The organism is Chryseobacterium viscerum (genome assembly GCF_002899945.2).
GTDB classification, from domain to species: Bacteria; Bacteroidota; Bacteroidia; order Flavobacteriales; family Weeksellaceae; genus Chryseobacterium; species Chryseobacterium viscerum.
Window position 1 is genome coordinate 305,926 of sequence record NZ_PPEG02000001.1, and the last position, 23,355, is coordinate 329,280.

The 23,355-nt window shown below is 35.8% G+C and carries 24 protein-coding genes; 10 read left to right on the top strand and 14 right to left on the bottom strand.

What is annotated here, in order from left to right; all coding sequences use genetic code 11:
• Positions 1–31 precede the first annotated feature (31 nt).
• From C1634_RS01415 to rsfS, 8 genes are all read right to left on the bottom strand, one after another.
• On the bottom strand, positions 32–352 hold the full coding sequence (locus C1634_RS01415) for a transposase (RefSeq protein WP_103234063.1): 321 nt from the start codon (positions 350–352) through the stop codon (positions 32–34).
• Position 353: 1 nt separating this feature from the next.
• Positions 354–767 (bottom strand): transposase, encoded by a 414-nt coding sequence (locus tag C1634_RS01420; protein ID WP_109737802.1) that lies wholly within the window; start codon positions 765–767, stop codon positions 354–356.
• A 102-nt stretch (positions 768–869) separates the two neighbouring features.
• Positions 870–1,862: a helix-turn-helix transcriptional regulator gene (locus tag C1634_RS01425; RefSeq protein ID WP_109737803.1), complete on the bottom strand. Its 993-nt coding sequence runs from the start codon at positions 1,860–1,862 to the stop codon at positions 870–872.
• Between the two features lie 439 nt (positions 1,863–2,301).
• Positions 2,302–2,958 carry a phosphatidylserine decarboxylase family protein gene (locus C1634_RS01430; protein ID WP_103235567.1) on the bottom strand — a complete coding sequence of 219 codons (657 nt, stop codon included), beginning with the start codon at positions 2,956–2,958 and terminating at the stop codon, positions 2,302–2,304.
• A 4-nt stretch (positions 2,959–2,962) separates the two neighbouring features.
• Positions 2,963–3,835 (bottom strand): phosphatidate cytidylyltransferase, encoded by an 873-nt coding sequence (locus C1634_RS01435; protein WP_109737804.1) that lies wholly within the window; start codon positions 3,833–3,835, stop codon positions 2,963–2,965.
• Between the two features lie 24 nt (positions 3,836–3,859).
• Positions 3,860–4,441 carry an LUD domain-containing protein gene (locus C1634_RS01440; RefSeq protein ID WP_165835248.1) on the bottom strand — a complete coding sequence of 194 codons (582 nt, stop codon included), beginning with the start codon at positions 4,439–4,441 and terminating at the stop codon, positions 3,860–3,862.
• 137 nt (positions 4,442–4,578) lie between these two features.
• A complete protein-coding gene (gene ftsH, locus C1634_RS01445) occupies positions 4,579–6,594 on the bottom strand; it encodes an ATP-dependent zinc metalloprotease FtsH (protein WP_103231092.1) in 2,016 nt (671 codons plus the stop codon).
• A gap of 20 nt (positions 6,595–6,614) precedes the next feature.
• Complete coding sequence (gene rsfS / locus C1634_RS01450) at positions 6,615–6,980, bottom strand: ribosome silencing factor (RefSeq protein ID WP_103231093.1); 366 nt, start codon at positions 6,978–6,980, stop codon at positions 6,615–6,617.
• Positions 6,981–7,067: 87 nt separating this feature from the next.
• On the opposite strand from rsfS, the gene C1634_RS01455 reads away from it, so the two are divergent.
• A complete protein-coding gene (locus C1634_RS01455) occupies positions 7,068–7,781 on the top strand; it encodes a biotin--[acetyl-CoA-carboxylase] ligase (RefSeq protein ID WP_103231094.1) in 714 nt (237 codons plus the stop codon).
• On the opposite strand, the gene C1634_RS01460 is transcribed toward C1634_RS01455, so the two are convergent.
• The 4 genes from C1634_RS01460 to C1634_RS01475 form a co-directional block, all read right to left on the bottom strand.
• Positions 7,782–8,894, bottom strand: coding sequence for an LptF/LptG family permease (locus C1634_RS01460; RefSeq protein ID WP_109737806.1), 1,113 nt, complete (start codon positions 8,892–8,894; stop codon positions 7,782–7,784). It abuts the gene before it with no gap.
• 6 nt (positions 8,895–8,900) lie between these two features.
• A complete protein-coding gene (gene tgt / locus C1634_RS01465; RefSeq protein ID WP_103231096.1) occupies positions 8,901–10,031 on the bottom strand; it encodes a tRNA guanosine(34) transglycosylase Tgt in 1,131 nt (376 codons plus the stop codon).
• A 67-nt stretch (positions 10,032–10,098) separates the two neighbouring features.
• On the bottom strand, positions 10,099–10,467 hold the full coding sequence (locus tag C1634_RS01470) for a DUF4296 domain-containing protein (protein ID WP_103231097.1): 369 nt from the start codon (positions 10,465–10,467) through the stop codon (positions 10,099–10,101).
• The gene (locus tag C1634_RS01475; protein ID WP_103231098.1) at positions 10,464–11,180 is read right to left on the bottom strand and encodes a polyprenol monophosphomannose synthase; all 717 of its coding nucleotides are present in this window, start codon (positions 11,178–11,180) and stop codon (positions 10,464–10,466) included. The genes C1634_RS01470 and C1634_RS01475 overlap by 4 nt, the downstream gene beginning before the upstream one ends.
• A 241-nt stretch (positions 11,181–11,421) precedes the next feature.
• On the opposite strand from C1634_RS01475, the gene C1634_RS01480 reads away from it, so the two are divergent.
• From C1634_RS01480 to C1634_RS01495, 4 genes are all read left to right on the top strand, one after another.
• Positions 11,422–12,090 carry a DUF4271 domain-containing protein gene (locus C1634_RS01480; protein ID WP_103231099.1) on the top strand — a complete coding sequence of 223 codons (669 nt, stop codon included), beginning with the start codon at positions 11,422–11,424 and terminating at the stop codon, positions 12,088–12,090.
• A gap of 12 nt (positions 12,091–12,102) precedes the next feature.
• Entirely contained in the window at positions 12,103–12,843 is a 741-nt protein-coding gene (locus C1634_RS01485; protein WP_109737905.1) for a uroporphyrinogen-III synthase, read from the top strand.
• A gap of 170 nt (positions 12,844–13,013) precedes the next feature.
• A complete protein-coding gene (locus C1634_RS01490; RefSeq protein ID WP_103231101.1) occupies positions 13,014–15,056 on the top strand; it encodes a S9 family peptidase in 2,043 nt (680 codons plus the stop codon).
• 144 nt (positions 15,057–15,200) lie between these two features.
• Positions 15,201–15,539 carry a hypothetical protein gene (locus tag C1634_RS01495; protein WP_103231102.1) on the top strand — a complete coding sequence of 113 codons (339 nt, stop codon included), beginning with the start codon at positions 15,201–15,203 and terminating at the stop codon, positions 15,537–15,539.
• Between the two features lie 77 nt (positions 15,540–15,616).
• Here C1634_RS01495 and C1634_RS01500 read toward each other — a convergent pair whose 3' ends face one another.
• Complete coding sequence (locus tag C1634_RS01500; RefSeq protein WP_103231103.1) at positions 15,617–16,111, bottom strand: SRPBCC family protein; 495 nt, start codon at positions 16,109–16,111, stop codon at positions 15,617–15,619.
• A gap of 201 nt (positions 16,112–16,312) precedes the next feature.
• On the opposite strand from C1634_RS01500, the gene C1634_RS01505 reads away from it, so the two are divergent.
• The 5 genes from C1634_RS01505 to C1634_RS01525 all read left to right on the top strand — a co-directional run bounded on the left by C1634_RS01505 (position 16,313) and on the right by C1634_RS01525 (position 22,582).
• Positions 16,313–17,857 carry a sensor histidine kinase gene (locus tag C1634_RS01505; protein WP_109737807.1) on the top strand — a complete coding sequence of 515 codons (1,545 nt, stop codon included), beginning with the start codon at positions 16,313–16,315 and terminating at the stop codon, positions 17,855–17,857.
• A gap of 168 nt (positions 17,858–18,025) precedes the next feature.
• Complete coding sequence (locus C1634_RS01510; protein WP_103231104.1) at positions 18,026–18,712, top strand: response regulator transcription factor; 687 nt, start codon at positions 18,026–18,028, stop codon at positions 18,710–18,712.
• A gap of 72 nt (positions 18,713–18,784) precedes the next feature.
• Positions 18,785–19,426: a hypothetical protein gene (locus tag C1634_RS01515; protein WP_103231105.1), complete on the top strand. Its 642-nt coding sequence runs from the start codon at positions 18,785–18,787 to the stop codon at positions 19,424–19,426.
• Positions 19,427–19,472: 46 nt separating this feature from the next.
• A complete protein-coding gene (locus tag C1634_RS01520; RefSeq protein WP_228409964.1) occupies positions 19,473–19,808 on the top strand; it encodes a hypothetical protein in 336 nt (111 codons plus the stop codon).
• 68 nt (positions 19,809–19,876) lie between these two features.
• Positions 19,877–22,582, top strand: coding sequence for a TonB-dependent receptor domain-containing protein (locus C1634_RS01525; RefSeq protein ID WP_109737808.1), 2,706 nt, complete (start codon positions 19,877–19,879; stop codon positions 22,580–22,582).
• Positions 22,583–22,846: 264 nt separating this feature from the next.
• Here C1634_RS01525 and C1634_RS01530 read toward each other — a convergent pair whose 3' ends face one another.
• Positions 22,847–23,344: a cupin domain-containing protein gene (locus C1634_RS01530; RefSeq protein ID WP_103231107.1), complete on the bottom strand. Its 498-nt coding sequence runs from the start codon at positions 23,342–23,344 to the stop codon at positions 22,847–22,849.
• Positions 23,345–23,355 lie beyond the last annotated feature (11 nt).

The following is a 23,355-nucleotide window of genomic DNA, read 5'->3' on the forward strand; positions in this document are numbered from 1 at the left end:
AAGTGAACGATCAAAAATGCACAGTATTCTTTCATATTTTAAAAATAGCTTTCCATTTGGTAATCGTATTCCGGCTTATTTTAAAATGATTGCTAATCTGAAGATTATTAAGTTTATTATTTTTCTGATAACTAAGAATTTTCAAAATAGATTCTTCATCATAAGACCGAAGTCTTTGATTGTTAAATCCAACGTCATATCCCGGTTCTCCAAAAACCAATTGATTAAAATTCAGAACATCTATGGCCGAATGCAATCTTTCCAACCGATGCTTAATGGTGTTATCAATTAATTTTTCAGGAAACTTTTCCTTAAGAATATCAGTATAAATCTGTTTGTAATCAGGAGTCATATTATTTTTTTTTCATCCATTTATAGAGGGTTGTTTTGGGAATATTATACCTTAAAACCACCTCATTTGCTGTCATCACTCCACTTTCTATTTTCTCAAGTATAAAATCCTTTACTTCTTGTGTATAGATATTTTTCCTAAAAACCATCGTACTTTTCTTTTGACTATCCCTATTATCCATTTTTGACTGGGGAGCATACAAAATCAGATGCCCGGAATAAAATCTAAAGAAATCGAATTTTAAAAGCTTACTCCACTTCAACAAAACATCTGTATCAATGCTCTGCTCATGATACATCTTTTCTATATCATCTTCTGTCTTGTCTAAAAATCTTGAGATTCTTTCTATTGGAATCTGATATTCTTCCACTTTGGACCTGATCAGACTTCCAATATGAATGTTCTTAATATTCATCGAAATATATTTAGGTAAAAATATTGACAATAAATACTATCAGACATTACTCAACATTACTTAATGCTACGCATAAGTAGTAAAACTCAGTATTGTGGATATTTAAATTTTAATAAGAAAGCTGTTGATGTTTATTTCGGAAGAAATATTCAGTTTTTTTCGTATCCTGTATTTTTTACTTTCTACAGCACGAATGCTGTTATTGGTACATTGTGCAATTTTTTTGGTATCAAAATCAAGTTTCATCAAAGCACAGAAATAGAGCTCAGAATGAATAAGATTAGGGTTTATTTTTAAAATACCCGGAATAAAAAGAGGGAAAAATACCTGAAATTTCTCAAAAAATACCGGAGAATTGGTTTCTGCCAAACTTAAAATCTCCTGAACATTTTCTTCTGAAAGATGATTGATCAGCATCTGGTGTTTCATCAATTCTGTATTTGTTTTCACCAGATCTTTAATTGTAGAGTCTTTCACTTGTGTATCGGTAATGAGCCCATGAATCAACTGGTCTTTCTGGGTAATAAAAACAATATCCATCAGAAAAGAAGCGATGGAGAATAAAATATTCAACAACCTTATTGTTTTAAAATCCTCTTTTTCTATAAATCTGCTTTTAGGCAGGAAATCAAAATCAAAATACAGACATACAATAAAATTAATGCAGATCATGAAAGTAATGAAAAAGATAGAAAAAGAATCTTTTTTATAATTTAAAAAGAAGGGAATAGCAAACAACAGACAAAAATAAAAATATTCTACTCCTGCATTTTTGTAAGTATAAATATTAAAAAAGCTGACTATAAAAGTAAGCAGAACAAATACAGAAATAATACTGCTCTTTAAAACCTTTCCGAATCGCTGTATTTTTCCTTTTATAGACATCAAAAGCAACCAGAAAAATGTGATCACGGTAAGAAATGTGGAAACCAGCATATCTCCAAAAAAGATAATAATGAAAATAGAATAGAATAAAAATATGAGGAATAGTAATAGTAAATACCGGTTGATAAGACTCACATAACTGCGCTCGAAATCATTATCTAATTTCTCCGTTTCGTTGTTGATCACTTTAAAGAAAAACTTATAAATCATCTGGTTGTTTTTTTTATACTCTCACAAGCTTAAGTTGGTATTTGTACTCCTGAAAGCAAAAATTCCCCCATATTAAAAGCTTCTTATGCAAATAAAAACCTACAAAACGAAATATGTCAGTCTTTTTTCAGCATTAAAAGGATATGATCAAGGTGTTTTTCTAGTTACAATTTACTAAAATTCAATATTAAAATTATCAAATAAAATACCATTTTTGATAAAAATTTAATAAGCATTTACCTCACATCACTTAAAAAGCATGAGCTTGTGTTTTTAAGCTGCAAAATTATTAATCCAAACGGAAAAGGATTACTCTTTAAATACGCAATATTACTCATGCGTAATGAAACTCAAAACGCTCAAATTAGCCTTCAATTCATCAAATAAAAAAAGAGAGCTCTAAGGCTCTCTTTTTTATCTTTATATCAAAATAAGAATTTTAATTTTCTTTCAGTTTGGCAATTACATCCAAACCTCCTTTTGTAATATCTCCGATCTTACAGATAATTTCTGTATCCAAAGGAAGGAATACATCCATTCTGGAACCGAATTTGATAAATCCGAACTCATGTCCCGCTTTTGCTTTATCGCCTTCATTACAGTAGAAAACAATCCTTCTGGCCACGTATCCGGCAATCTGTCTGAAAACTACTTTATGGTTGGTTAACGTTTGTACCGCCATAGTAGTTCTTTCGTTTTCCGTAGAAGACTTTTCGTGCCATGCTACCAGATATTTTCCAGGGTGGTACTTTTTGTAAATCACTTCTCCTGAAACAGGATATCTACAGATGTGTACATTCAATGGAGACATAAAAATAGAAACCTGAATTGCTTTCCCTTTTATAAACTCATCTTCTTCCACTTCTTTGATCATTACTACTTTTCCGTCTACCGGAGCTATCACGTTTTCTCGGTGATCCAAAACATTACGATCCGGAACTCTGAAAAACCAGAAAACTAAACTGTAAATAACCAACAAAGGTAAAATGATCAACAGGGACCACATTTTAAGGAAATAAATAGCCAAAACCCCCAGAATGATAAAAAGCAGGGTCGCTACGGTAATTGTTCCTTTTGATTCTCTATGTAATTTCATGAGACTAAATAAATTTTTCTAAAATAAAGTACAAATATACGACAGGAACGCAGATAATAAAACTATCCAGTCTATCTAAAACTCCTCCATGTCCTGGAATGATGTTTCCACTGTCTTTCACACCGAAATTTCTTTTCAATTGGCTTTCTACCAAATCCCCTAACGGAGCAAAGGCAGCAACCAAAAATCCTACGATCATCCAATTTCCTCTTAACTCTGGCTGATAATGTTCAATAAAGTACGATAGAACCAGTGTCAAGACAACACCGCCTGCATATCCTTCCCAAGTTTTTTTAGGGGAGATTTTAGGGGCCATTTTATGCTTACCAAAGAACTTTCCTACCAAATAAGCAAAGGTATCACTGCTCCAAATCAGGACAAACAGGAAAAGAACCTCTAATGAGAAATTTTCATTATAGCTGGAGAACTTTGGCAGTCCTAGTGCAAAACTGAATGGAAGCGCTACGTAAATAACGGTAAAAATCAGTTTCCCGCTATCGAAGTATAATTCGTTGGGATATTTGAATAAAGTAACCACAGCTATTCCAATAAGGGCCAGGGCTAATATTTCGCTAAGTCTGAAATCGAAAAAGAAATCATGATTAAAATATCTTTTGGAAAAAATATAGAATATAAAAATGACCAGTGGGAATACAACCCATTTTTCATAGCCATTCCCAAACTTCATGATTTTGACGCATTCCCAGGTTCCCACCACCAGCAACAAACTTATTAATCCATAATAAAGATACTGCTGTTTGATAAGTCCGGGTGCAATGCTGTTCAGCAGTTCTGCTCCCAGCGGCGTTGAGCAAAGAATAATGACGGCTATATAGACGATACCTGATACGGTTCTTTGAATGAGATTTTTATCCAAAATTTAAAATTTAGAAGTGGTTGCTTAATCTTCAAGCAGCAATAAAAACAGTTTTGTATTGGAGTTGGAAGAACTATCCATTTTTGACTGGCTTCCGCTGATAGAAGTAAGGTTCTTGATATTTCCGTTTCTTTTTATTTTCCCCATGGCATCGTTCAGATTGTTTACAATCTGAGAAACATTGGCCATGATAATAATCTTATCCGGCAGCCTTGAAGAATGATAATGAAGGATATTATTATGCGAAAGCATGATTCTGCCATCATAGGCAATCAGGTATTCACAGGTGATGAATGCAGCATCATTAGATTGCTGCAGCTCTGAAGTATAAGAAGTCTTCACAACGTTCAAAAAGTTCTGAAGTTCTTTGTCCCAGCAGAAAAGGTTGTGAGCACCTTCTATTTTGATAATTTGATTTAAAGTTTGTAGAGCCTCCGCTTCATCTGCACAATAATTAAAAAATCCCCCCGAATGCGTAAATAATTGCGCAAACTTATAGTCAAGATCCGCATTTTTCAGCGAATCCCCTAGCTTCTCCAGGCTCTGTTTATCCTCTTCTTCAGGCTGGTTGGTAAGTTTGCTTACAATCCTCTTGAATAAATTCAACTTAATCTATTTTTAGTCAACTTTATACAAAAATAGAAAATAAATTACAATAGTGTCCTAAATATCTCTTTAAATATGAAAAAACCTGACAATTTTGAAGTTGTCAGGTTTATTTAATTCTATTTTTTTTAAGAGTCTTAAAGCTGTGTTGGACTTTCTGGAGCCTGTATTTCGCTTTCTTCTTCTTTTTCTTTAATCTGAGGTGTTTCCATTACTACCTCTTTTTCAGGGATAGTATTGGTAACAGGTTTCTCTGTCAATTCAGGATCCCAAGCTCTCTTTCCGAATATGTCTTCCAGGTCTTCACGGAAGATCACTTCTTTTTCTAGCAATTTATTCGCTAAAGCATCAAGCTTATCTTTATTTTCCTCAAGAATTCTTACCGCTCTTTCATACTGATTTTCAATAATCGATTTGATCTCTACATCAATTTTTGTAGCAGTTTCTTCAGAATAAGGTTTTCCGAAAGAGTATTCAGACTGTCCTGAACTGTCATAGTAAGAGATATTTCCAATATTCGGGCTCAATCCGTAGATTGTAACCATTGCCTGAGCTCTCTTCGTTACTGTTTCAAGATCAGAAAGTGCTCCTGTAGAAATATTGTTGAAAATCACTTGCTCTGCTGCTCTACCTCCTAAGGTGGCACACATCTCGTCAAGCATCTGCTCAGTCGTTGTAAGCTGTCTTTCTTCCGGAAGATACCATGCTGCCCCTAGAGAACGTCCTCTTGGAACAATGGTTACCTTTAAAAGTGGTGATGCATGTTCTACCAACCAAGAGATCGTAGCGTGACCTGCCTCATGATAAGCCACTCTTTTCTTTTCAGATGGTTTGATAGCCATATTTTTCTTTTCAAGACCTCCAATGATTCTGTCTACTGCATCCAGGAAATCCTGTTTTGTAACAGAATTATGATTATATCTGGCTGCAATCAAAGCTGCTTCATTACAAACATTAGCAATATCTGCTCCACTGAATCCAGGAGTTTGTTTTGCTAAGAAATCTCTGTCTACATTATCATCAAGCTTGATTTTCTTCAAATGAACATCAAAGATATCTCTTCTTTCATGCAATTCCGGAAGATCTACATAGATTGAACGGTCGAAACGCCCTGCTCTCATTAATGCTTTATCAAGAATATCTGCTCTGTTGGTAGCCGCCATTACAATTACATTGACGTCTGTTCCAAAACCATCCATCTCAGTAAGAAGCTGGTTCAGGGTATTTTCTCTTTCATCGTTCCCGCCAGAGAAATTATTTTTTCCTCTTGCACGTCCGATAGCATCAATCTCATCGATAAAGATGATCGCCGGAGATTTTGCTTTAGCCTGAGCAAAAAGGTCTCTTACTCTTGAAGCTCCAACCCCAACAAACATTTCAACGAAATCAGAACCTGAAAGGGAGAAGAACGGAACTTTGGCTTCACCCGCAACAGCTTTTGCCAATAACGTCTTACCTGTTCCCGGAGGGCCTACTAAAAGAACTCCTTTAGGAATTTTACCTCCCAGTTTGGTATACTTTTCAGAGTTTTTCAAGAAATCTACAACCTCCTGAACTTCTTCTTTAGCACCTTCCAACCCAGCAACATCTTTGAATGTTACCTGAATTCTTTCTTTTTCGTCAAAAAGCTTAGCCTTAGATTTTCCAATAGAGAAGATTTGTCCACCAGGACCTCCGCCTCCGCCCATCTTTCTGAAAAGCAGGAAGTAGAATAATCCCAAAATCGTAATCCAAACTAAAGCAGGCACTAAGATGTCCATCAACGCGCTTTTGCCCGTTCCGTAGTCTTTGCTTGTTTTAATCGCAGGATTGGTGACTTTAATCTGTTCAAATTTCTGAAGGAAAAGTTGAAGGTCTCCATATTTCACAGAAAAATCTGCTTTAGGAGCCATTTCAAAGGCAGAAAGAGGGTTATTTTCTTTCCCGGTTTTGGAAACCATTGCCGATTTTGCTTCTTTTGTTAGGAAAACATCAGCTTTCTCTATGTCTTTGTATATAATTACATTCTGGACTTTCCCCGCCTGCATTTCTCTAAAAAAACCATCCTCATCAATAGATTTTGCACTATCACCTCCAAGGAAATTGGAGCCAAAAAATAGCAAAAGAGCTATGATTGCAATTGGAAAGAACCAGTTGAACCCTTTATTATTCATTTAGACTTTTTAAATTTTTATTATTCATTTTCAATTTTGGTAATGACTGCGTCACCCCAAAGCTCTTCTATATCATAGTACTCTCGTACTTCTTTTTGAAATATATGAACTACCACTGAGACGTAATCTACCAATACCCACATTGCATTTTCAGTACCTTCTACGTGCCAAGGTCTGTCTTGCAGTTCGTTTCTTACTTTCTTCTCAACACTTCCTGCGAGTGCAGATACCTGTGTATTCGAGTTTCCACTACATATCACGAACGTTTCTGCCACGGAGTTTTCGATGTTTGAAAGATCGAAGATCATAATGTCTTCTCCTTTTACATCCTGGATAGCTTCAACGATTTTATCTATTAACGCTTGTTTTTCTGCTGTCTTATTCATTAAAAAAATACTATAATCTGCAAATTTATTGTTTTTTCTTTACTTTAACCTTACTTTTACCCTCTTAATGTCTTAAAGTTTTCTTAAATGAGTCAACTCTTCTACCTGAAAGAATGTTCTTCTACTAATGACGAAATATCAAAGTTTTTACTTTATGAAAATGCAAATTTTATAGGATTGCATACTTTTAATCAAACTAAAGGTCGTGGTCAGTATGGAAATGTCTGGACTCCGACTGCCGGAAAAAACCTGGCTTATACGCTGGCAGTGAATACTCAGGACATCTTGTGCTCTGATTTTATGCTCAATTATTATACCGCAATGATTGTCCGGGATTTCCTTGCCAAATTGTCTGACTCAGAGGTAAAAATTAAGTGGCCGAATGATATTATCCTTAAAGGTAAAAAAATCGTTGGAATTTTAATAGAAAAGAAAAAAATTAATCAAAATAATTATTTCATCATAGGGACAGGAATTAATATTCTTCAGGAAAATTTTGATGAAATATCCAATGCTGGCTCACTTTTCACACAAACAGGCGTCGTATTCGACCTTGAGGATCTTGCATTAAATCTTCATGAGTTTTTGTCTGAAAAACTAAAAAGCATTCCTTCCGACAAGGAAATTCTGGATGGATTCAATGAAAATCTTTTCAGAAAGGATCTGATCTCTGTCTTTGAAATTGAAAAAGCACGACAAAATGGCATCATCCGAAATGTAGATGAGCAAGGTAAACTTTGGATCGAACTGGAAGACGGGATGCATTCCTTTTATCACAAGGAAGTAAAATTACTCTACTAATTATTGATTGGCTCTTTTGATATAAAGATAGAGCGTAAGTGGCAAGAACACCATATTTGGCAGCCACATGGCCACCGCTGGAGACAAACTTTTATTTTCCGAAACCACTTTTAGGGCTTCAAATGAAAAGACGAAAATAAAGGCCAATGAGATCCCTATCGCAAGATTGACTCCCAATCCTCCTCTTTTCTTTTGTGATGACAGGGAAAGTGCCAGAAATGTCAGAATAATGATGGAAGCAGGCATGGATGTTCTTTGGTGAAGCTCATTCAGATAGGAGTTCAGGTTACTGTTTCCTCTTGCCTTTTCTCTTTCAATAAATTTCAGAAGTTCGGGTGTGGTTTTATTTTGTCCCAAAAGCTCATTAGGAAAAAGCTCTTCGGGTGAATGCCCGTAATTTTTCCTTAATTCTATTCCGTTATTTAGCTTTTCGGTATTGTCTTTATTGATGGTTTTTTCTAAATAATTATTTAAAACAAACTGTTTTTTAAGCTTATCCCAATATACTTCACTTGCTTTCAGCTCATAAACCATTTTTCTATCTTTATCAAATTTCTGATAGACAAAGCTCGACCCTCTTTTTTCTCGTTTATTCCAGGAATCGACAAAGATATATTCTGTTTTGCTCAGCTGTGAAGAAGCTGGAGCTGTTCCTAAGATCTTTTCTTTATTGGCAGCGTTATAAGTATATGCTTCCAATTCATTTTTCTTGATATTGGCCCATGGCAGCACCATATGATACACCACAAGAGCAATCAAACCAATAAAAATGGATGTAAGCAGATAGGGTTTGGAAAACCTGTGAAAACTAGCTCCACTACTGATAATAGCAACAATTTCAGTATTATTTGCCATCCTGGAGGTAAAATAAATCACAGAAATAAATACCAGAATAGAAAGGAAGGTCACCACAAGATTAATAATCCAGAAAGGATAAAAATGAACCAGGAAATACATCAGATCCAGCTTCGGATCTATAGCTTTGGCATTTTCTATCCTTGGAATCTTCTGCTGAACATCGATTACCAATACGACTATAGACAATAGCACTAACATGAAACTGAAAGTTCCAAGGTATTTTTTAATGATATATCTGTCTACAATTTTAAGCATAGTTTATTATAGTCTTTGTCTAAGAACCGGCACTACAGATTTTTTCCATTCGTAGAAATCTCCTGCAATGATATGTTCTCTGGCTACTTTTACTAAATCAAGATAGAATGCAAGATTATGAATCGAAGCAATCTGTTTTGCGAGATATTCTTTAGATACAAATAGGTGACGAAGATACGCTTTTGAATATTCACGGTCTACAAAACTGGTCCCAAATTCATCCAAAGGCGAAAAGTCGCGCTTCCATTTTTCATTTTTAAGATTCATCACCCCCTGCCACGTGAAAAGCATTGCATTTCTTGCATTTCTTGTTGGCATTACGCAATCCATCATATCAATTCCCAGTCCGATAGTCTCAAGGATATTCCATGGTGTTCCTACTCCCATCAGATATCTTGGTTTGTCTTTCGGAAGGATATCAGTAACTTCATCCGTGATTCTGTACATTTCTTCTTCAGGCTCTCCAACGGAAAGTCCTCCAATCGCATTTCCTTCTGCTCCTGCTTCAGAAATTACTTCTGCAGAAATTTTTCTAAGGTCAGAATAGGTTGATCCCTGAACAATCGGGAAAAGTCTTTGCTTGTATCCGTATAATTCAGGATTATTATTTGTCCATTCAATACATCTTTTCAACCAACGGTGCGTAAGCTCCATAGATGATTTTGCCTGGTTATATTCACAAGGATAAGGAGTACACTCGTCAAAAGCCATGAAAATATCAGCTCCGATCTGTCTTTGAATCTCCATTGATCTTTCTGGAGAGAACATATGATAACTTCCGTCAATATGAGATTTGAATCTCGCACCTTCTTCTGTCATTTTTCTGCTGCTGGCTAGTGAAAATACCTGAAAACCTCCTGAATCGGTAAGGATAGGAAGGTCCCAGTTCATGAATTTATGTAAACCACCTGCATCCTGCATCGTCTCCATTCCCGGACGAAGGTAAAGGTGATAAGTATTTCCCAGAATAATCTGAGCTTTAATGTCTTCTTTTAATTCTCTCTGATGAACTGTTTTTACACTTGCTACAGTTCCCACAGGCATAAAAATAGGAGTTTGAATCTTCCCGTGATCTGTGGTAATTTCCCCTGCTCTTGCTTTCCCTTCAGAGGTTTTTTCTATATTAAAAAATTTCATCTCTATACTTTTTTAATTCACCGTTTTTATCAGTGATTTCTTTTCGGATAACAGCTCCATATCGTTTTTACCTTACTAAAGGTATGACAACGCCATTCTGTTTCAGTTTATCCTTTATATATTTATCTGCTTTAGGGTCTTTTTTCACCAATATTTCCTGTGCATCGTTGGCGATCCCATCCATTTCTTCTTTAATTACGTAGTATTTGAAACTTCCAACGAAGTCATCAGGTTTTACTTTATATGACTTGAGAACAGCTCTCGTCCCTGCTTCCATATTTTTGTCTGGATACACGTAGATAGCCTGATCGTTGATCGAAAGATCTGCAATAATTTCCGCCATCATGCTTTTATCGATCAGATTTTTAGGCTTATCAATATAATCGGTACACGAAAACAGACTTATCAAAACAAAAATAAAGATCAGCTTTTTCATAATCTATTGATGATTGATTTCCATTTTAGGTTTAATACTCCAAAAACGGCTTCATGGATAATTCCACCGTTCATTTTACTTTCCCCTAAAATTCTATTGGTAAATATAATAGGAACTTCTACAATTCTGAACCCTTTTTTAAAAGTTCTGAATTTCATTTCTATCTGGAATCCGTAGCCCTTCAGCTTCACATTATCCAGTCCTATTTCTTCCAACACTTTTCTTGAAAAGCAGACAAATCCTGCAGTAGTATCATGAATAGGAAGGCCTAGAACAAATCTTACATATTTTGAGGCAAAATAGGACAGCAATACTCTTCCCATAGGCCAGTTGACAACGTTTACTCCTTTTGAGTAACGAGAACCGATGGCCATGTCCGCATTGATGCATGCTTCAAACAGCTTTGGGAGATCAGTTGGATTATGGGAAAAATCTGCATCCATCTCAAAAATATAATCGTATTTATTTTCGAGAGCCCATTTAAATCCATGGATATATGCCTTTCCCAATCCATCTTTCACATGTCTTATCGACAGGTGCAGATAGTGTGGATGTTTCTTCTGCAATTCTTTTACAATCTCTGCTGTTCCATCCGGAGAGGTATCGTCCACTACCAAGATATGAAAGTCGTCATCCATTGCAAAAACCGCGGAAATAATATTTTCAATATTTTCCTTTTCGTTATATGTTGGGATAATGACGAGCTTTTTCATTTCAGTTTGCAAAGATAGTTTATTTAACCTTTTTATTTTATACAAAATAATCTATAATTTTGCAAAAATATTTACCAAGGATTAAGCGGATGGATCAGAAACTTGTATTGAACAGATCTGAACACTCCGTAAAATCGATAAGAGTAAGTATTTTAGCTGCAAATTCATAGATCAGGTGATAGGAAAATCTATGCCGGGTTGTGTTATCTGAAGTTAAATAATAAATAAAAAAGCTTAAATTTTGCCATCATCACAACACTTCATCAATCATGTAAGAATACCTGAGAATAATGACTGGGTAATTTTTATCCTCGTGGGCTGCATATTTTTATATGTTTTTATGATGAACATCATAGAAAGGGATGCCAGTCTCAAAGATTTCCTGCTTCAGAAATATTTTGATGCCAGCAATAACCTTCCCAGCTGGATTATCACTTCATGCGTAACTACACTTACGCTGTCTATATTAATTTCACAGTATATTCCTATTGTTCCGAAGTATATTGCCGATCTTCAGCTTTTCGGGTATCAGCTTAATAAATTTGGGTATACTTTGCTGGCAGTGCTGTTTTTTTATTTAATAAAATCAACATTAGGTTTTTTATTTTATCAAAGTATAGGGGATGGAAAAAAATGGACTATTTTTTATTTTACCTCCACAAAATTTTATTTCATTCTTTCTTTTTTGCTAATAATTCTTTGTGTAACCCACTATTACTTTCCCATAGATAGAAATAAAATGTTTTTTTATTATTTATGCTTCTTTTCTTTTGTATTCATTTTCAAAGTTTTTTTCTACTTATTTCACAAGAACAAGATTCTTCCCGAGAAATGGTATTATAAATTTTTGTATATTTGCACCCTCCAAATCACACCATTATTATTGCTTTGGAAGTTGTTATTTTTTTAATAAATGTCAATGATGAGAATAAAGTCTATATTGGTTTCTCAACCAGCGCCTAGTGAGTCTTCTCCATACTTGGATATAGCGAAGAAGGAAAAAATAAAGATTGATTTCCGTCCTTTTATCCACGTCGAAGGGGTTGACAATAAAGAGCTCAGAACACAGAAAATAGATCTGACGCAGTATACCGGTATTATTTTTACCAGTAAAAATGCGATTGACCATTACTTCAGACTAGCAGAAGAACTGCGTTTTGCCGTTCCAGATACAATGAGATATATCTGCCAGTCGGAAGCAATTGCCAACTACCTTCAAAAACATATTGTATACAGAAAAAGAAAAATCAGCTTTGGGGAGAAAAACTTTTCAGACCTGCTTCCTCTTTTCAAAAAATTCCCAACTGAAAAATATCTGTTGCCATCTTCAGATGTTCTAAGTTCGGATACTGTAAAAACCATGGATGCATCTAATGTAGACTGGACAAGAGCAATTATGTACCGTACTGTATGCAGCGACCTTACTGATATCAACGCCAAAGATTATGACATGTTGATCTTCTTCAGTCCACAAGGAATCAAATCGCTACAACAAAACTTCCCTGACTTCAAGCAAGAGGAAACAAAGATCGGTGTTTTTGGAAACACGACTTTGGCCGCTGCAGAAGAAGCAGGATTAAAAGTAGATTTAATGGCGCCTACGAAGGAAACTCCTTCCATGACAATGGCTCTGGAAAAGTATATTAAAGCACTTCACAAATAGTCTTTACTATAAAAATACTATCAACCGTCTTTTCGATAAAGGAAAGATGGTTTTTTTTTACCTAAATTTGAACGAAAATTAACATTGAATGAGATCTCTGTGTAAATCACTTACTTTCAGAAGAAAAGTATAAAGACAGATCCTACTCAATAAAAAATTAAAATAGACGGATGAAAGCTCCACAGGCAAAAAAAATAGAACAAATATTAGAAATACACGGCGATAAAAGAGTTGATAATTACTTTTGGCTGAACGAAAGGGAAAACCCCGAAGTCATCAAGTATATTGAAGAAGAAAATGCCTACGAAGAATTCATCATGAAAGATACGGAAACTCTTCAGGAAGAGCTTTTCGAAGAGATGAAAGCCCGCTATAAAAAGGATGATGAGTCTCTTCCCTATTTCTTTAATGGTTACTGGTATATTGTACGCTATGAAGAAGGGAAAGAATATCCTATTTTCTGCAGAAAACATAAAAGCCTAGACAACGAAGAGGAAATTGTACTTGACGTTAATATTTTAGCAGACGGTCAGGATTTCTTTGAAGTAGGAAGTCTGGCCGTAAGTCCTAATAATGAACTTGCCTCTTTTTCTTCAGACAATGTAGGAAGAAGAATTTATACACTCAACTTTAAAAGCTTAAAGACAGGGGAAATACTTCAGGATACAATTCCTAATACCACAGGAAAAGCTGTCTGGGCCAATGATAATCAACACGTTTTTTATATCAGAAAAGATAAAAGTCTTCGTGCATTTCAGGTATACAGACATCAGCTGGGAACAGACTCTTCAGAAGATGTTCTGATCTTTCATGAAAAGGATGATACTTTTGACGTCAATGTATTCAAAACAAAATCAATGCAATATATTTTTATTGCAAGTTCAAGTACTATTTCTGATGAGCATCATTTCATCCCTTCTGACAATGTATTTGCAGAATGGAAAGTGATCCAGCCAAGAATAGACGACCTTGAATATTCTGTAGAGCATTACGAAGATGAATTCTACATTATTACCAATGCTGATGATGCTATCAATTTCAAGATCGTAAAAACCAAGATCAACAACTGTGGTATGGAAAACTGGGTAGATGTTATCCCACACCGTGCAGAAGTTTTATTGGAAGGTTTTGAAATTTTCAAAGATTATCTGGTACTAGAGGAAAGAGAAAGAGGACTGCTTCAGATCAAAATCATTGATGAAAAGACTCAGGAATCTTATTATTTACCTTTCTCTGATCCTACCTATACTTCTTATATAGGAATCAACATGGAATTTGATACTGAGATTTTACGTTACGGTTATACCTCCCTTACACAGCCTAGCTCCACTTATGAGTACGATATGAAGGAAAAGACCACCAAACTTCTAAAACAACAGGAAGTACTGGGTGGGCAATTTTTCCCTGAAAATTATATTTCAGAAAGAATATGGGCAGACTCTAGAGATGGAGAGACAAAAATCCCAATTTCATTAGTCTATCACAAAGACACCAAAAAATCGGCTGACACTCCACTTCTTCTATATGGATATGGAAGTTATGGGCACACTGTAGATGCTAGTTTTTCAAATGTAAGATTATCTATCCTTGACAGAGGATTTATTTATGCTATCGCTCACATCCGTGGTGGAGAATATTTGGGAAGAGAATGGTATGAGGATGGAAAAATGTTGTTCAAGAAAAATACGTTCTTTGACTTTATAGATGCAGGAAAATATTTAATCAAAGAAAATTATACTTCATCAAGGCATCTATATGCGATGGGAGGAAGTGCCGGAGGATTGTTGGTAGGAGCTGTAGTTAATTATGAGCCTCAGTTATTCAACGGAATTGTAGCACAGGTTCCTTTCGTGGATGTTGTGAGTACGATGCTGGATGACACTATTCCTTTGACCACCGGAGAATATGACGAATGGGGAAATCCAAATGATAAAGAATATTATCATTATATGAAAGACTACTCTCCTTATGATAATGTAGAGGCAAAAGATTATCCACATATGCTGATCACGACAGGATTCCATGATTCTCAGGTACAGTATTGGGAGCCTGCAAAATGGACTGCAAAACTGAGAGAACTAAAAACAAACGATAACATCTTAGTTTTTAAAACTGACATGAGCTCCGGGCATGGAGGTGCCAGCGGAAGATTTGAATCATTGAAAGAAGATGCTTTAGAGTATGCGTTTTTGTTAAAAATTGATAAAAAATAGCTTTCATATTATCTTCATTAATTTTCAAATACAGGGTAGATAGTAGTAGTTTTTATTTCAATTGCTATTATTTACTATTTAATAGAAAAATGCTAAAGTAGTTGCTTTATCATTTATCAACGATCATTTATTATTTAATACGTTATGAACGAGTCCGAATATTGGAAAAAAATAGAACAGTTTTTCGAAGACAACTTCCAGACTGAAAAGAACCCTCCCATTGAAACCCTTTTATTTCTGATCGGGCTACAGGAACTGGGAAGCGGCCAGCAGAAATATACAAAAGAAGACAAAGTGAACCTGATTCACATTGCAGTCTGCAGATTACTTGAACCTTTTGGATATTATAAATTCACACACTATGAAGACGGATGGCCTCAGTTTGAGAAACTGGAAGGACTTCCGGAATTGAAGCCCAATGAGCAGTCATTGCTTATGAAAAAGGCAATTATTCAGTATTTTCAGGAAGAAGAATTGATATAAAAATAAAGCTTGGATATTTCCAAGCTTTTATATTTTAGACTATTGAGATTAAATTTACTATTCTTAGCTTCATCATCTTATGATTGTAAAATTTCCTCAAGCTGATTTAAGCCCATACTAAAACCACCTTCAAATCCCATATCCAATATCTTTTTCATAACTTCCTGAGAATGGTAATGGATATTAATGGTCACTTTGGTACCCTCTTCCACTCCGGTAAAGCCGATCAGCCATTTTGACCTTGGAAAATCTTCATTGATGTTTCCTTTTTCATCGCAGAAACCGCTCATCCAGTCAAGACTTCGATGTTCTCTAATTTCTCCGTATTCAGATTGAGAATACATAGGTCCTTTTTCTCCGTTTGGACCTATCATCGTATACATCCAGGTTCCTCCTTCCCTGAAATCCTGATGTATCGTTTCACATTTCCAAGGTTTTGGGCCCCACCATTGATCCAATAATTCAGCTTTGGTAAAATAGTTCCACACCGTTGAAGGATCAGCTTTATAAATCTTCATGACATAAATACTGAGCTCTTCAAAATCTTTGTTGAAAATGATATTAGATTCCATAAATAATTATTTTTAATAAAGTTAGCATTTTATTTACTGCGTGGGACTTTTCATATGACAAGTAAAAGATAATTCATAAATAATTGTTAAAAAACACTCTTTTAAGAAAAATAAAACAATTTTTTGGCTCGTTTTTTGTTTATGTAGTCTTAAAACAATTAATTTTAACATTCATCTTTCGAAAACATATATAATTAAATAATGAATAACAAATTCATCCCAATAATTTCAGTGTTTATGACAATCTCACTGATTGTCTTTGTGACGCTCCAATTTTATTGGTTGAAAGGCTATTACGGTGTACTGGAACAGGATTTTTCAAATAAAGTGTATGCGGTTTTGGAAAGTACTTCAAAAAGTATTGAAGAAATTGAGGCAGACAAATACCTGAATCAGGATTATAAAGATTTCAGAAAAAATATTATTGCCAACAGCAAACAGCCTTCCTTAACGACCATTCAACAGGTGGAAGACTCCGGTACTCAGAGACAGATTATCTATTCCAAAAATATTATTGAAAAAACACAGCTTCCGATTTCTCAAAAAGGAGATTCTATCAAGCTGACTACTTTATATACAGACGAAGCGGCCTACAAAATAAAAAGAGACACTACCAATCGTGAACTTCTTACCACAGACATCAATCAGGAGATTGAGACTGGAGACTACTCCATGAAAGAGTTTGTGAAAGTATATGGAAACAACCTTCCTATCACCAAAAGAGTAGATCCTAAAACACTTGATTCAGTCATTGCTAAAGAACTTAAAATAAGAGGTATCACTGCCAAGTTCGGATATGGAGTTCTAGACCGCAGCAACAAACTGACAAGCATTGTAAATAAGGCATACAAAGAGAAAAAAGACAGTAATATCTATAGTTTTCCTCTTTTTGCTGATAAAAAAAATACGCTATACAGTCTCGCACTGGTTTTCCCTAAAAAAGAATATTCTCTGGCGATGAACAACTGGCCGATGCTGCTGGGAACATTCCTTTCTCTTCTTACTATTCTTGGGATTTATATTATTTCCATCAATTATATGATGAGGCAGAAAAAGCTTGCTGAAGTAAAAACAGATTTCATCAACAATATGTCCCACGAGTTTAAAACACCTCTGGCAACTATTTCTGTAGCAACAGATTCTTTGGCTAATGATAAGATTGCAACCAATCCAGATAAAGTAAAATATTACTCGGAGCTGATCAAGCAGGAAAACTTAAGGATGAAAAAGCAGGTGGAAAACATTCTGAATATGTCTAAGCTTGAAAGAAATGAAGTAGAATTGTTTTTAAAAGAAGCCAATGTAAGAGAACTGATTAAAAAAACAACGGAATCCTTCAATCTGATTGTACAGCAAAGAAACGGAACCCTTACCCAGAAGTTCAATGCCACTCATTATATTTTTAAAATAGACGAATTCCATATCTCAAATATGCTGGTCAACCTGCTGGATAATGCCAATAAGTATTCTCCAGAAGCACCGGAAATACATGTGGAAACCAAAAATGAAGGCCACTGGTATGTCATTCAGATTTCCGACAAAGGAATGGGAATGGATACGCAAAATAAAACCAAAATTTTCGAAAAATTCTTCAGAGAGGAAACCGGAAATATTCACAATGTAAAAGGACAGGGATTAGGACTTTCCTACGTCAAGAAAATTGTAGAACTGCACAAAGGAGAGATTATCGTAGAATCTTATAAAGGAAAAGGAAGTACGTTCACGATAAAACTACCGATGAGCTAGAAAAGAATATCAATGATCGATGATAAACCATAAATGATAAAAGGCCGATTTCAAAATCAATTATCATTTTCCATTCATCAATTATGAAAAATTAAACCAAATATCAAAATATAGAAGATAGAGTGAGAAAGTTCATTCTTAATTGTTAATTATTAATTATTAAAAGTTATGAGCAACAGAATATTATTAGTAGAGGACGATCAGAGTTTCGGGGCGGTGCTTAAAGATTATTTGACAATCAATAATTTTGAAGTAACACTTGCCATTGATGGAGAGCAGGGACTTAAAGAATTCACGGAAAATGAATTCGACATCTGCATATTCGACGTAATGATGCCAAAAAAAGACGGATTTTCATTGGCTGAAGATGTAAAAAAGATTGATAAAAATACCCCAATCATATTCCTTACCGCAAGAAATATGAGAGAAGATATTTTGAAAGGCTATCAGTTGGGCGCTGATGATTATATCACCAAGCCTTTTGATACAGAGCTTCTTTTATACAAAATAAAGGCTATTCTTCAGAGAAGTTCTACATTGGAAAATGAAGAGCAGGAGCAGTTCAAGATCAGCAATATTTTCTTTGACTCTATGTTGAGACAATTGAAAGTAGGTGATAAAGAATACAAGCTTTCTCCTAAAGAAAATGAATTATTGAAGCTTCTTTGCATCCATAGAAATGATTTCATGCCTAGAGATCTTGCTTTAAGAAAGATCTGGAAAAAGGAAAATTACTTTACAGCAAGAAGTATGGACGTGTATATTGCAAAGCTTCGTAAATTATTAAAAGATGACGAAGGATTAGAAATTATCAACGTTCACGGAGAAGGATTCAGACTTTTGGTGAAAAATTAATCCGAAAATCGAATTATAAATATAAAATTAGCAAAACAATTGAAAATGTTTTGCTAATTTTGTTTCATACCCATGGATATGAAGAATACATTTATAGGTTTGATCACCGTATCACTATTAGCTGCATCTTGTAAAAAAGATGAAAAAGCAACTTATTTAAAAGAAGAAGCCAACGCTGGACAGCCCAACGTAGCTCTTAATACCACCTCAAAAACAGCCCTGATGGACCAGGCAGGCATTCAATCTACCCCCGCTCCGGCTCCAATGGCTACTGCACCTGGTATGAATCCTCCACATGGACAACCCGGACACCGATGCGATATTCAGGTGGGACAGCCCTTGAATAGTGCTCCTGCAGCCACTCCTGCGCCACAAAATATAAACACAGGCGGAAATAAGGTCATCCAGATTGATCCTAATGCAATGTCACCAGGAAAAGTCGCAATTGATAACTCCGGAAAACAAGTAAAGACAGCTCCAGGAATGAATCCTCCACACGGGCAGCCGGGACACCGATGTGATATTGCGGTAGGACAGCCATTAAGCAGTAAACCGGCTCCAGCCGCTCAGCCAGCTCAAAATGTAATACAGACAACTCCAGCTCCGGCACCCGCTGCACAAAACCTCGCTATGGGCGAAAAACCGAAATTAAACCCAGCACATGGAGCACCATGGCACAGCTGTTCTCTAAAAGTTGGTGATCCTTTGCCATAAATTTTGTATTTTTGCAGAAATGAAGCTGTTTCACATACTTGCAATCGTGTTTTGCTTGGGAGTTTTTTTAATTCCCAAGGATAACTTCTATGCGCAAGGGATGCAGGAAACATGCTGTAAAGCAGAATCTTCGAAAAAAAGTGACTGCTGCAAAAATCATTCTTCAAAAGAAGGAAGTAAGGACGACAAAACAAAATCATGTAATGACGACTGCTGTTCATCATGTATTGCCTGCTATACCTTTATTGAAACTCCTTTCTCAAAAAACTTACGTCTGGAACTGTCTTATTACAAAGCGAATAAGAATCCTCAGTTTCAATATTCAGATCCTTATCTTTCAGATAGTTTAAAGGAAATCTGGCAGCCGCCCAAGATAGGTTAATTAAAATATCGCGCGTTCATTATACTACTTAATGGACTGTTTTTTAATTAATTTAAACTTTAAACAAAATGAAATTACATATTTCCAGGTTTATACTTGGTGCATTATTCCTATTTACACAATTTATATCTGCTCAAACACTTTCAAAAAACCAGTTCAAGGTAAAAGGGAACTGCGAAATGTGCAAAACAAGAATTGAAAGTGCAGCTAAAAAAGCAGGTGCAAAAACAGCAGTATACTCTGTTGATCTTCAGACATTAACGTTAGAAACAGACAAGGCATCTACCGATGATATTCTAAAGAAAGTAGCTGAAGCAGGTCATGATAACGAAAAATTCAAAGCTTCTGACACTACCTATGAAGGACTTCCGGGATGTTGTCATTACGACAGAGATGCACAGCTTTCACAGGCAGAACCTCATCATGAGCACCATGCAGATGCTAATGTTTCCGCTAAAAAAGAAAACGAGTTCTACGTAAGAGGAAACTGTGCTTCATGTAAAGCCAGAATTGAAAAAGCATCAAAAGATGCCGGTGCCAACACTGCAGAATGGAATGCAGAGAAACAAACAGTTACCTTAAATTTTGATCCATCAAAAACCTCGTCGGATAAGATTTTAAAAGCAATTGCTGATGCGGGTCATGATAATGAAAAATATAAGGCTTCAGATACTGTATACAATGGGCTTCCGGGATGTTGTCTGTATGACAGAGACTTTACTTTTGGTGAGGCTAATCCCAAAGTACATTATGAAGAAGGAGCAAAACATGAAGATCATAAAGGCCATGAAACTGCACCCGCTAAAGAGGATCATTCTCAACATGAAAAAAACATTGACGGTGTTGTCGTAACAGGTTCTAAGGCTGCAACAGCTTTAAGTAAAAAAGAAGCCGGGCTTGTTTTTAATATTGATAAAAAAGAGCTGCTAAAGGCTGCTTGTTGTAATCTGTCTGAAAGCTTCGAAACCAATGCAACCGTTGACGTTTCTTTCAGCAATGCCGTTACAGGAACAAAACAGCTGAAAATGCTTGGTCTGGATCAAAAATACACAAGCTTAACGAAAGAGCAATTACCCGAAATCAGAGGATTGGCTTCTGCGTACGGACTAAACTTTATTCCGGGAAGATGGATTGAAAGCATTCAGCTGACAAAAGGTGGAAGTACCGTAACCAACGGGTATGAAAGTATCACAGGACAGATCAACACTGAGCTTTTGAAAAATGCAAAAGCTCCTGAAACATCATTAAATCTTTTCTCTGACTTCAACGGAAGAGCTGAAGTGAATATTACCAATGTTTCTCCCATCAACGATAAATGGTCACAGACTTTTCTTCTTCACGGAAACGGAACATTCGGAAACACGGATATGAATGATGACGGTTTTCTTGACAGACCGAAAGGAACACAGATCAATGCCGCTTATTTGCTGAATTATAATGATCTTGAAAAGTCTGGATTCGGATCTCACTTCGGTATTAACTTTATCCGAGATGAAAGAACTGCAGGACAGGTTGGTTTCGATAAAAAACTGGCTCAGGATAAGCAGTCTCCTTACGGTGTAGGAATTGATATTTCAAGATTCCAGGTTTGGAATAAGACGGGGTATGTTTTTAAAGGAAAACCTTACCAAAGTATCGGTTGGATGAACCAATATGTGTATCACCAGCAGGATAGTTTCTTTGGATTGAGAAATTATGCAGGACAGCAGCAAACTTATTATTCCAATTTAATTTTTGAAAGCATCATCGGAAATACCAATCATAAGTATAAGGCTGGTGCAAGTTTCTTATATGATGGGTATAAAGAAACGTATTTAACGAACGACCTGAGAAGGAATGAAATTGTACCGGGAATTTTTGCCGAATATACTTTAACAGGCTTAAAATATACATTGGTAGCAGGAACGAGAGTAGATTTTCATAATCTGGCAGGAACTCAGTTTACGCCAAGGCTAAATTTCAAGTATGATTTTACCCCCCAGACTATTTTAAGACTTTCTGCGGGAAGAGGATTCAGAACAGCGAATGTATTTGCGGAAAGCCAGCAGTATTTTGCATCGAACAGAGCGATTAATATTTTATCAAACGGAGGAAATATTTATGGATTAAGACCTGAAATCGCGTGGAACTATGGTGCCAGCTTACAACAGGAATTTAAGCTATTCGGAAGAAAATCCAGCATTATTGCAGACTTCTTCAGAACAGACTTCCAGGATCAGGTATTGGTAGATTTAGACAAGTCACCTCAACAGTTGACATTCTATAATCTGGATGGTAAATCATTTGCGAATTCATTCCAAACACAGTGGGATTTTACTCCTTTCAAAAATTTTGATGTAAGGCTTGCCTATAAGTATTATGATGTGCAGGCTGATTATATCGGAGGAAGAAGAGAAGTTCCTTTTATGGCTAAGCACAGAGGATTTGTAAACCTAGCGTATTCAACCAACAAGAATAATAATGGTGGATTCTGGAGTTTTGACACGACTTTAAACTGGGTCGGAAAGCAGAGACTTCCTGATACGTCAACGAATCCGACAGAGTTTCAGTTACCAACGTATTCTGAATCTTACGCCGTGCTTAATGCTCAGATCTCAAGAAATTTCAATAAAAAAATCAGAGCTTATGTAGGAGGAGAAAACCTGACTTCTTATTATCAGAAAAATGCGATTGTAGATTTTAAAAATCCTTTCGGAAATTATTTTGATGGAGGAATGGTGTATGCACCAATTATGAAGGCTAACTTCTACGTGGGATTGGATGTGACGTTTTAATGCGGGAAGCTGGAGGAATGAAGCTTGAAGCATTTACAACCAAGTAAAGTTTTTATCTTCAATAAGATAAAAACTGAATAAACAAAACCTTATAGGTCTCGGAGACCTATAAGGTTTATTTTTTGGCATCAGCCTGTAAATTCAGTATGAGTAATGGAAGAAAACAATGAGTTTTAACAACTTCCAGTAGCTTCCTCCTTCCAGCCTCAAGCTTCCTTACTTAATAAAAAAATCTGCTTCACTATTGAAGCGGATTTTTTTTATTTATCTTCCAAAGTCATCCTGTACTCTTACGATATCATCTTCGTCTGAAGGATTGGATGCATCGGTATGCTGCCAGATTTCGGCTACAATTCCCCAGCCTGCAAGACCTATCAACCTGTGTCTTTCTCCCTGCTGAAGTTTCACCTGATCTTTTGGACCATATTCTCCTAATTCTCCTTCTTCATCTGTTGCACTTCTTTTGATGCCTACAGTTCCTTCTACCACCTGCCAGATTTCGGCTCTTCTGTGGTGATATTGCCAGCTTAATCTTGCTTCAGGAGCAACGATAAGAATCTTTGGGCTAAGCTTCCCTCCTATTCTCAGGTTTTCAACATCAATGCCATCAAAATACTGGTTGGCAAAATCCTGTGCCTGTGTTTCATCAATCACAAAGAACCCTCCCCATGGTCTTGTATCATCTTTTGCTGCGATGTTAAAACCTTGTGTCTGCAGCATGCTCTCTACTCTGTCGAATATTTCTTTTTTTTCTGTACTCATACAGTTTGTAT